The organism is Microbacterium sp. (genome assembly GCF_032084865.1).
Classification (GTDB): Bacteria; Actinomycetota; Actinomycetes; order Actinomycetales; family Microbacteriaceae; genus Microbacterium.
Map to the genome: position 1 here is coordinate 1 of NZ_DAMDLU010000105.1, position 9,716 is coordinate 9,716.

Below are 9,716 nucleotides of genomic sequence, written 5' to 3' on the forward strand. Positions count from 1 at the left end.
GCACGCCGGTGGACTCGACGTAGTCCTTCTCGACCTGCTCGCGCTCGCCCTTGCGCAGCAGACCGTGGTCGACGAAGACGGCGGTGAGCTGGTCGCCGATGGCCTTGTGCACGAGAGCGGTCGACACGGCGGAGTCGACGCCGCCGGAGAGAGCCGAGATGACGCTGGCGTCGCCGACCTGCTCGCGGATGCGCTCGATCTGCTCGGCGATCACGTTGTCGCTGTTCCAGTCGGCGGGAAGACCCGCGCCGCGGTGCAGGAAGTTCTCGATGATGGCCTGGCCGTGGTCGGAGTGCTTGACCTCGGGATGCCACTGCACGCCGTAGAGCTTGCGCTCCTCGTTCGCGAACGCGGCGACCTTCGTCGCCTCGGTGGTGGCGAGCACCTCGAAGCCCTCGGGAGCGCGCGACACCTGGTCGCCGTGGCTCATCCACACGTTCTGCTCGGCGGGCTGACCGGCGAGCAGCGTGCTGTCGGTGGCGGGGATGTGCGCGTCGGTCGCGCCGTACTCGCGCAGGCCCGTGTGCGCGACCTCGCCGCCCAGCGTCTGCGCCATGTACTGGAAGCCGTAGCAGATGCCCAGCGTCGGAACGCCGAGCTCGAACACGGCCGGGTCGAGCTGCGGAGCGCCGTCTTCGTACACCGACGAGGGCCCGCCCGAGAGGATGAGCGCGACCGGGTTCTTCGCCGCGATCTCCTCCGCGGTGGCGGTGTGCGGCACGATCTCGCTGTACACGCCGGCTTCGCGGACGCGGCGGGCGATCAGCTGCGCGTACTGCGCTCCGAAGTCGACGACCAGCGCGGGGCGCTGCTGGGTCTCGGTCTGCTCGGTCAACGGACACCTTCCGTGGTGGTGGGCGCAGGCGTCGCGGCGGGGTCCGCGGCCTCGCGCTGGGCGAGATAGGTCTTCACGTCGTGCGCGACGCGCACCTCCATGAAGAACGACAGCAGGGGGATGACGCCACCGAGGGCGAGCAGGATGAAGCGCACGAACGGCCAGCGCATCATGCTCCACATGCGGAAGCAGGCGAACAGGTAGACGACGTAGAACCAGCCGTGCGCGATGAGGATGCCCTGCGACACGTTGAATCCGTCGCCGGTCGACTCGAGCCCGCTGGCGGTTTCGACGACGTCGGCGAACCAGAGCGGACCACCGGATCCGCCGAGGAAGAGTTCGAGGTGGATCGGCGTGTACTTCAGCACCATCTCGGTCACGAGCAGCAGCAGCATGACGCCGGTGATGATCGAGGCGATCTGGTAGAACTTCAGTGCTCCGCGGATCGCCGGGAAGCTGGCGACTCTGGGCTCGGGCATGCCCTACATTCTAGCCGCCGCGCCGATACGGCGAAGGCCGCCGGACTCATGCCCGGCGGCCCCCGCTGTCAGGGTCGTGCTCACCAGCCGGTGATCAGGCCCCAGATCCAGTCGACGATCTGCTGGATGATGCCGCCCAGTCCGCCGGCACGGTTGACGTGCACGGTGGCGGTGGCCGCGTCGCCGTCGGCCTGCATCACGGCCAGGATGTACTTGCCCGGCTGGGTGCTCTTCGGCACCCGCACCGTCGTCGAGAACGTCCCGTCATCCGCGACCTGCACGGTGCCGACCTGCACGGCCTGCCCCTTCTTGGGCCGCAGCTCGACGGTCACGGTCTCACCCGGCGTGAAGCGCTCACCGGTCACCGCGAGGGTGCCGCCGGCGCTGACCTTCGACGCCCCGGTCTGGATGGTGCCCTCGAACGGTCCCGGCTCGGGCTCGTCGGCCGCCACCGTGAACGGCAGCGTCACCGGGGCGCCGACGTTCGGGGTCGCGACGAGCGGCTGGCCCGCCGACCCCACAGGGACCGTGAACTGGATGCTCGCCCGGCCGGCCTCGTCGGTGGCGCTCACGATGGTGGAGTCGACCGCGGCCGATCCCATCGAGACGCCGCCGAGCGACAGCTCGACCGTCGTCGGCACCTGCTCGCCCGCACTGAACGCGAGCGACGAGAGCGACACGGTGACCACATCGCCCGCCGTGTATCCCTCCGCGCCCGGCGCCGGCGTGATCGAGGCGCCCACGGCACGCTGGTCGAGGTCGGGGCTCGCCGTCTTGTTGGCGTCGAACCAGTCGACCATCGACTGCAGGTCGATCTTGCCGGTGTCCTTGGGGCTCGTGCCCTTCGCCAGGGTGGCGAAGTTGTCTCCACCGGCGGCGAGGAACGAGTTGGCGGCGACCGTGTACGAAGCGGCCGGGTCGACAGCCGCTCCGTTCAACGTGATCGAGGTGATCCGCGCGCCCTGCGCCGCGGTTGGATCGTACGTGTACGACAGCCCCTCCGAGACACCGAGCTTGAGGAACGGACGGCTTGCACCCGACGGCTGCCACTGCTCTTCGAGCACGGCCTTGAGCTGTGCACCGGTGAGCTGGGTGGTGACGAGAGTGTTGGCGAACGGCTGCACCGTCGCCGCCTCACGGTAGGTGACGTTGCCGTCGGGATCGTTCGCGTTCGACGAGGCGTAGGTGAGGTTGGCACGGATGCCGCCCGGGTTCATCAGCGCCAGATCGGCACCGGTGGCCCACTTCTGCACGTCGGCGACGAAGTTGCCGATCGTCGACTCGCCACCGCGGTTCTCGCTGCCGTCCGCCTGTCGAGCGCGGTTGAAGTTCGCCGTGACGTCGCCCACCTTGATGGCGCCGAGCACGTCGGCCTCCTTCTTGGCGGCGTCGACGATGGCCTGCACCTCGGCGACCGGCTGGTAGTTGCCCGCCAGCGGACGGATCTCGTTCGTGATCGAGATGAGCTCGTTCTTCTTCGGGTCGACCTTCAGATTCATCACGCCCATGTTCTCGCCGTACTGGCCCGCCGAGACGACCGGGCGGCCGTCGATGACGTGGTTGTAGGCGAGGTGGGTGTGCGCCGAGACGATCGCGTTCACGTCGTCGCCGACGCCGTAGACGATCTTGCCCAGTGCCGACTCGGGAGTGATGCTGTCGACGGAGACGGTGGTCGCCCCCTCGTGCACGAGCAGGATGATCACGTCGGCCTCGCCGTTGGCGTCGTCGCCGTCGCGGAGGTTCGCCGCTGCCGTGTTCACCGAGTCGACGATGTCGCGCACGTCGAGGTCGGCGATCCCGGCCGGCGACACGAGCGAGTCGAGCTCTTCGGTCACGGCCCCGACGAAGCCGACGCGCACGCCGTCGACCTCCTTCACCCACGACGGGGCGAGGGCGGTCTCATCGGTGCCCTTGAGGAACACGTTCGACGAGATGTACTCCCAGTCGGCACGCTGCTGCACGCGGTCGCGCAGGTCGGCCCAGCCCTGGTCGAACTCGTGGTTGCCCGCGGCGCTCACCTCGAGACCGGCGGCGTTGAGGGCGTCGATGGTCGGGTTGTCGTCCTGGATGAACGAGGTGAACGTCGACGCGCCGATCAGGTCGCCGGCCGCGGCGAAGATCGTGTTCGGGTTGGCATCGCGCACCGACTTCACCGCACCTGCCAGCACTGCTGCGCCGGCCGCCTTGCCGTCTGCCTCGATGCGACCGTGGAAGTCGTTGATCGTGGCGATGTCGATGCTCACCGGAGGCTCGGTCGCCGAGACGCCGACGAGGATCGGGTCGTGGTCGCTCGAGCGGTACGGGGTGCCGGTCTCGGTGGCGCCGAACGCGTAGCCGCGGTCGCTCCACTCGGGCGAGTTGATCGTCCACGCATCCGCACCGGTGATCGAGCGGGCCAGCGACGGCGAGGCGATCACGTGGTCGAGCGAGCCCAGCTCGCCGTCGAACGTGTAGGTGTAGCGGCCCGGCGAATGCGCGGGCACCGTGTCGACCCAGCCCTTCGACGTGAACACGTCGATCGGGTCCTCATGGCCGTAGGCGTTGAAGTCGCCGATCAGCAGCATGTCGTCGCCGTGGGCGCTCTTCAGCCGGTCGGTGAAGGCGAGCAGCGACTGCGCCTGCTTCACACGGTCGGCGTTGAAGAATCCCTGTCCGTCGGCCGGCTGCGTGCCGCTGCCCGACTTCGACTTGAAGTGGTTGGCGACCACGGTGACCGTGCGACCGTCGGCGTCGAAGGCCTGAGCGATCGGCTCACGGGCATTGCCCCACACCGTCTCATCGTCGATGGTCTGCGCATCGCCGACGGTCTTGACCTCTTTCGCCTTGTAGATGATCGCGTTCGTGATGAAGTCGGTGGTCGACGCGTTCTGCAGCGACTTCGGCGTGGGCACGTACGCCCACACGCCGCTGCCGGCTTCGGCGTTCAACCCGTCGACGAGGTCGGCGAGGGCGGTGTCGGCGGACTTGCCCAGCTTCACCGAGTTCTCGATCTCCATGAGCGAGACGACATCGGCATCCAGTCCGTTGATGGCCGACACGATCTTCGACTTCTGGATGGCGAACTCCGCCGCGGTCTTCGCTCCGCGCGCGTCGGCGTTCTCGCTGACCAGCGTGGTGAAGTAGTTGTAGACGTTGAACGACGCGATCTTCACGTCGCCGCCCACGGAGGGCACCTCGGGACGCGGGTTCTTCGTCGTGAAGCCGAACTTCTCGGCCGCCGGCGATGCGCTGTCGAGCGGTGTCACCGGCTGCAGACGCCAGTCGTCGAAACCGTACTGCAGCACGAGTCCCTTGCCGTCGAAGTCGACCGCGTCGCCGCCTCGCACCACGGTGTCCTTGGTGAAGTACGGCTGGTCGTTCAGGTGGTCCTTGTTGGTCACCTGGATGTTGAATCCGTCATCGAGCAGGATCCGGTCGGCGCGGTTCGACGCGGCGATGGCATCCGCCTCGGCGCCGGGTCGCTTCAACTCGGTCCCCTTGACGTTGAGCTCACCGGGGTTCAGCCACAGCGTTCCGAAGTTGAACAGCTGGTGGCTGGAGGCGACGAGGTAATCGCCGGTGGGCAGCACGAGCATGTTCTCGTACGCCTCGCGCGCCGTGCCGACGATGCTCGTGGGCAGCGGGGTGAGGGCGGGCACGCCGACCCCGGCGGTCACCACGGAGACGCCGGATGCCGACGCGGGAGCGATCTGCGTCTGGCCGAAGTACTCGTCGACGACGCCGGTGACCGACACGAGGTCGCCGATCGCGCCGGGAACGGTCTTGCCGTCGAGGAAGACGAAGACGCCGTCCGATGCGTTCGGCGTCTTGTCGTCCGCTCCGCCCGATCCTGCGGTCTGGACGACGATGCCCTTGTAGCCGCCGGTGCGGTGGTCTGCGGTGATGACTCCCTCGACGGTGACGGTCTTGCCCTTGTACGGGGAGACGTCGCCGGTGCCCTGCACATCGGCGATGGCGACCTTCTCACCGGGCTCGGGCTCCGGCTCCGGCTCCGGCTCGGGATCGGTGCTTCCGCCGGAGCCCGTGGGCGTGATCGTCGCGGAGAGCGCGAAGTCGGCCTTGTTGTCGTCGGTGTCCTTGCCATCGCCCCGGTTCAGCGACTTCACGTCGGTGTTGCCGGCCGGCGCACCGGCGACCGTGCCCTCGAACGTGTTCGAGGAGCCGTAGCCGAGCAGATCGACGATGCCCTGCGCGCCGGCGGCGTTGCCGACAGGCAGGGTCACGGCCGAGGCACCCTGCACGAGGGCGATCGTGCCGGTGGTTCCGCTCGGGTTCAGCGATGTGGTGCTCTGGTCGGGTGTCGGCAGCGCAGCCGCGGCCGGGGTCGTGCCGTTGCCGGGCGCCTGCACCAGGAAGTATCCGCCGGCCTTGATGGTGCCGGTGAGCGCGACGACGCTGTTCGACGCACCGCTGCCGGTCGCGGACCGGTACTGCAGCGACATCCCGTCGAGGACGACATCCTTGTCGGTGGGGTTGTACAGCTCGATGAACTTGTTCTTGAACGCGGCGCCGGCGCTGCCGCCGGACAGGTAGGCCTCGTTGATGACCACGCCGGTGCCGGCGGTGTTCGCGAAGGCCGGCGCGGCGATGAGCGTACCCATGCTCATCGTGAACGCCGTGGTCAGCGCGAGCGCGGCGATGCGCCCCCGCTTCCTCTCGTGGGCGACCGGAACAGCGGCGTTCCGATCGGCAGGGGTGTGCATCATGAATGCGTCTCCTCATTCTGGGTTGGCCGGACATCTTGTGGATCGGCCGTCAGACGCGCGAGCACGTGCTCGCGCATGAATGCGACCATAGGCCGCACGTGCGACATCCGGCAAGAGGATTCACCCGAGCGCCCTCGGATGGTCACCGATCCGTCGCCTCAGGCGCGCGCGTCCTCGAAGGCCTCGACCTCGCGCTCCCAGGCGTCCTTCGCCAGGCGGTACCAGAGGTAGAAGGCGAAGCCGGCGAAGATCGCCCATTCGGCCGCGTAGAAGACGTTCAGCCAGTTGACCGGCGACTTCTCCTCGGGTGCCGGGGAGTCGATGTCGACGAGTCCGGCGGGAGCGGTGAGGGATGCCAGGTATGGGCGGTACACGTCGAGCCGGTCGACATCGTGCCACTGGCTGAGAAGCGCCGCGGGAGACATCCGCGTCAGCGCGTGGATGTCGTCGGCCGGCGGCAGCTCGACACCCTCATCGTCGATCAGCCGCCCCGTGAGCTCGACGTCGGCGGCATCCTGCCGCGCGAGGGCGTCGGCAGCGGCATCCGCCTGCTCACGCGTCGGCGCCCAGCCGAGCGCGACGGCGAGCGACGTGCGATCGGTCACCCGCAGCTGCCCGGTGACCCAGTACCCCTCTTCGTCGTCGCCGTTGAACCGGGACGAGATCACGATGAAGTCCTCGGCGATCCACTCGCCGCTCGTGGTGACCTTCTGTCCGCCGAGCGGTTCGGGCAGGTACTGGCCCGGTTCGATCACGTCGCTCAGCGGGCGCACCTGCTCGGTCGCACCGGGCGGCGGCGGATCGGTGTCGATCGCGCGGGCGAGCTGCCACTGGCCGAGCCAGGCGAAGACGCCGGCGATCACCAGGCAGAGCAGGAGCACGCCGATCCAGCGCCCCCGCAGCATCACCTCGCGCAGCGTGGGCGGGAACTCCTGCGCCGCGGCGGGCTGCTGCTCGGTCATCCCAGCTCGTACGGCGCGAGCACGACCTCGACCCGCTGGAACTCCTTCAGGTCGGAGTACCCGGTGGTAGCCATCGACTTGCGCAGCGCGCCGATGAGGTTGGCCGTCCCGTCGGCGACCGGGGCCGGGCCGAACAGGATCCGCTCGAGATCCGCGACGCGGTCGACGGCGACGCGACGTCCGCGGGGAAGTTCGGGGTGGTGCGCCTCGGCGCCCCAGTGGAAGCCCTGGCCAGGGGCATCCGTCGCGCGCGACAGCGCGACACCCAGCATCACGGCATCCGCACCCATCGCGAGAGCCTTGACCATGTCGCCGGAGGTGCCGACGCCGCCGTCGGCGATGACGTGCACGTAGCGCCCGCCCGACTCGTCGAGGTAGTCGCGGCGGGCTGCGGCGACGTCCGACACGGCGGTCGCCATCGGGGCGTGGATGCCCAGGGTCACGCGCGTGGTCGACGCCGCTCCCCCGCCGAAGCCGACGAGCACGCCCGCCGCTCCGGTGCGCATGAGGTGCAGGGCCGCGGTGTAGGTGGAGGCGCCGCCGACGATGACCGGCACGTCGAGGTCGTAGATGAACTTCTTCAGGTTCAGCGGCTCGATGGCGCTGGAGACGTGCTCGGCCGACACGGTCGTGCCGCGGATGACGAACAGATCGACACCGGCGGCGACGACGGTCTCGTACAGCTCTTGAGTGCGCTGCGGGGTGAGCGAGCCGGCGACGGTGACGCCCGCCTCGCGGATCTCGGCGAGGCGCTGCTTCACGAGCTCGGGCTTGATCGGCTCGGAGTACAGCTGCTGCATCCGCACCGTCGCGCCCTCGGCGGGCAGTGCGGCGATCTCGTCGAGCAGCGGCTGCGGGTCGTCGTAGCGCGTCCACAGGCCTTCGAGGTCGAGCACGCCGAGGCCGCCGAGCCTGCCGAGCGCGATGGCGGTCGCCGGGCTGACGACGGAGTCCATCGGGGCGCCGAGCACGGGGATGTCGAACGAGAACGCGTCGATCGTCCACGCGGTCGAGACGTCGGAGGGGTTGCGGGTGCGGCGCGATGGGACCACCGCGATGTCGTCGAACGTGTACGCGCGGCGCGCGCGCTTGCCTCGGCCGATCTCGATGTCCATGCTCACCCGTCCAGCCTACCGGTGGTGCCCTGTGGCCCGGCTTATCGCCGAGGCTCAGGGGGCAGGCTCATCGGAGGTAGGCGAACACGCGGGCGTCGGTGGTCGGGAGGGTTCATCCACCTGCGTCGGCGTGTTCGCCTACGTCGGCCGAGTGCGCCGGCGGCCCACTCTTCCTGCACAACCGCCGCCGGCACGCGTTCCGTCCACATTCGCCCGCTTCCCCTCCCGTCGGATGCCCGGGCCGGGCAGGCTCGTGCGTCATGAGAACTCCCTTGCTGACGTGGCTGAAGAACCGGCACGGCGTCGCGCACAGCTCGGAGGTGCGCGCGGCGGGATACTCCGCCTGGACCGTGCGCGCCGCGATCGAGGCGGGCGCCCTCGAACGGGTGCGCCGGTCGTGGCTGGTCAGCGCCGACTGCACACCGCAGCGCCGCGCGGCCGCGCAGGCCGGCGGCCGAATCACGTGCGTCACGGCAGCACGTGAGAAGGGGCTCTGGACTCCGAATGCCGAGAAGACCCACGTCGCCGTCGCGCCGACGGCATCCCGCCACGCGCGCGAGGGTCTGCAGGTGCACTGGGCGCAGGGCCCGCTGCCGGTCGCGCGCTTCAGCACCGAGGAGCCGCTGCTGAACGTGCTCTTCCACGTCGCGAGATGCCTCGACCCCACCGAGGCGGCGACCGTGTGGGAGTCGGCGCTGCGCACCGGATCGGCGACGCTCGTGCAGCTGCAGCGCACGCAGTGGGGAGCCCTGCGACCGGCGCAGGTGCTCGAGATGGTCGGCGCGCTGTCGGACTCGGGCGTCGAGACGACGTTCGTGCGGATCGCGCTGACCTGCGGCGTCGAGGTGCGCCAGCAGGTCGTCATCGACGGGCATCCGGTGGATGCCCTGATCGGCGAGCGACTCGTCGTGCAGCTCGACGGCTTCGAGTTCCACAGCAAGGCCAAGGACAGGCGGCGCGATCTGCGCCAGGATGCCCGGCTCGCGCTGCTGGGCTACACCGTGCTCCGATTCGACTACCAGCAGATCATGTTCGACGCGCGATACGTGATGGAGACGCTCATGAATGCGATCGCGCAGGGTCTGCATCTGGCATCCCGTCGCTGAGCGACCTCTCCGGCGCCTCCGGCGCAGCCAGCGCATCCGGCGCATCCGGCGCAGGCGACACATCCGGCGCACCCGGCGCATCCGGGCGCAGGCGACATATCCGGCGTAGGCGAACGCGCCGACGTAGGCCGATCCGCCGGATATCCGCCTACCTGCGCGTGTTCGCCTACCTCGGCGCGGCGCGACAGCGCGCGGGCGCGGGCAAGGGGACCGGGATGCCGATATACGCGTCCCTGCACCCAGCAGTGCGCCGTCCGCATCTGACATCCCGGCGCTGCGCAGCGCACCCAACGTAGGCGAACACACCGACGTAGGCGGATCCGCCGGATATCCGCCTACCTGCGCGTGTTCGCCTACCCCCAGCGCAGCGCGAGCGGCGAGGGCGAGGGTGCCCACCAGCGCGCCGCGGCCGGCAGACCGATTCGTGACCGACACGGCGACGCATCCAACGTAGGCGAACACACCGACGTAGTCCGATCCGCCGGATATTCACCTACCTGCGCGCGGTCGCCT

Annotated in this window: 6 protein-coding genes; 1 reads left to right on the forward strand and 5 read right to left on the reverse strand. The window is 69.4% G+C overall.

Going from position 1 to position 9,716, the window contains the following annotated elements; all coding sequences use genetic code 11:
* The 5 genes from guaA to RT309_RS10950 all read right to left on the reverse strand — a co-directional run.
* The coding region (gene guaA / locus RT309_RS10930; RefSeq protein ID WP_313356983.1) for a glutamine-hydrolyzing GMP synthase at nucleotides 1–835 on the reverse strand (835 nt) is incomplete at its 3' end.
* Nucleotides 832–1,314, reverse strand: coding sequence for a DUF3817 domain-containing protein (locus RT309_RS10935; protein ID WP_313356984.1), 483 nt, complete (start codon nucleotides 1,312–1,314; stop codon nucleotides 832–834). The genes RT309_RS10935 and guaA, both read right to left, overlap by 4 nt.
* A gap of 80 nt (nucleotides 1,315–1,394) precedes the next feature.
* Nucleotides 1,395–6,020: an ExeM/NucH family extracellular endonuclease gene (locus tag RT309_RS10940; protein WP_313356986.1), complete on the reverse strand. Its 4,626-nt coding sequence runs from the start codon at nucleotides 6,018–6,020 to the stop codon at nucleotides 1,395–1,397.
* 158 nt (nucleotides 6,021–6,178) lie between these two features.
* Nucleotides 6,179–6,982, reverse strand: coding sequence for an SURF1 family cytochrome oxidase biogenesis protein (locus RT309_RS10945; protein ID WP_313356988.1), 804 nt, complete (start codon nucleotides 6,980–6,982; stop codon nucleotides 6,179–6,181).
* A complete protein-coding gene (locus RT309_RS10950) occupies nucleotides 6,979–8,097 on the reverse strand; it encodes a GuaB3 family IMP dehydrogenase-related protein (protein ID WP_313356992.1) in 1,119 nt (372 codons plus the stop codon). Before RT309_RS10950 ends, RT309_RS10945 begins: the two co-directional genes overlap by 4 nt.
* Nucleotides 8,098–8,357: 260 nt before the next feature.
* On the opposite strand from RT309_RS10950, the gene RT309_RS10955 reads away from it, so the two are divergent.
* On the forward strand, nucleotides 8,358–9,203 hold the full coding sequence (locus tag RT309_RS10955; protein WP_313356990.1) for a type IV toxin-antitoxin system AbiEi family antitoxin domain-containing protein: 846 nt from the start codon (nucleotides 8,358–8,360) through the stop codon (nucleotides 9,201–9,203).
* Nucleotides 9,204–9,716: the final 513 nt, after the last annotated feature.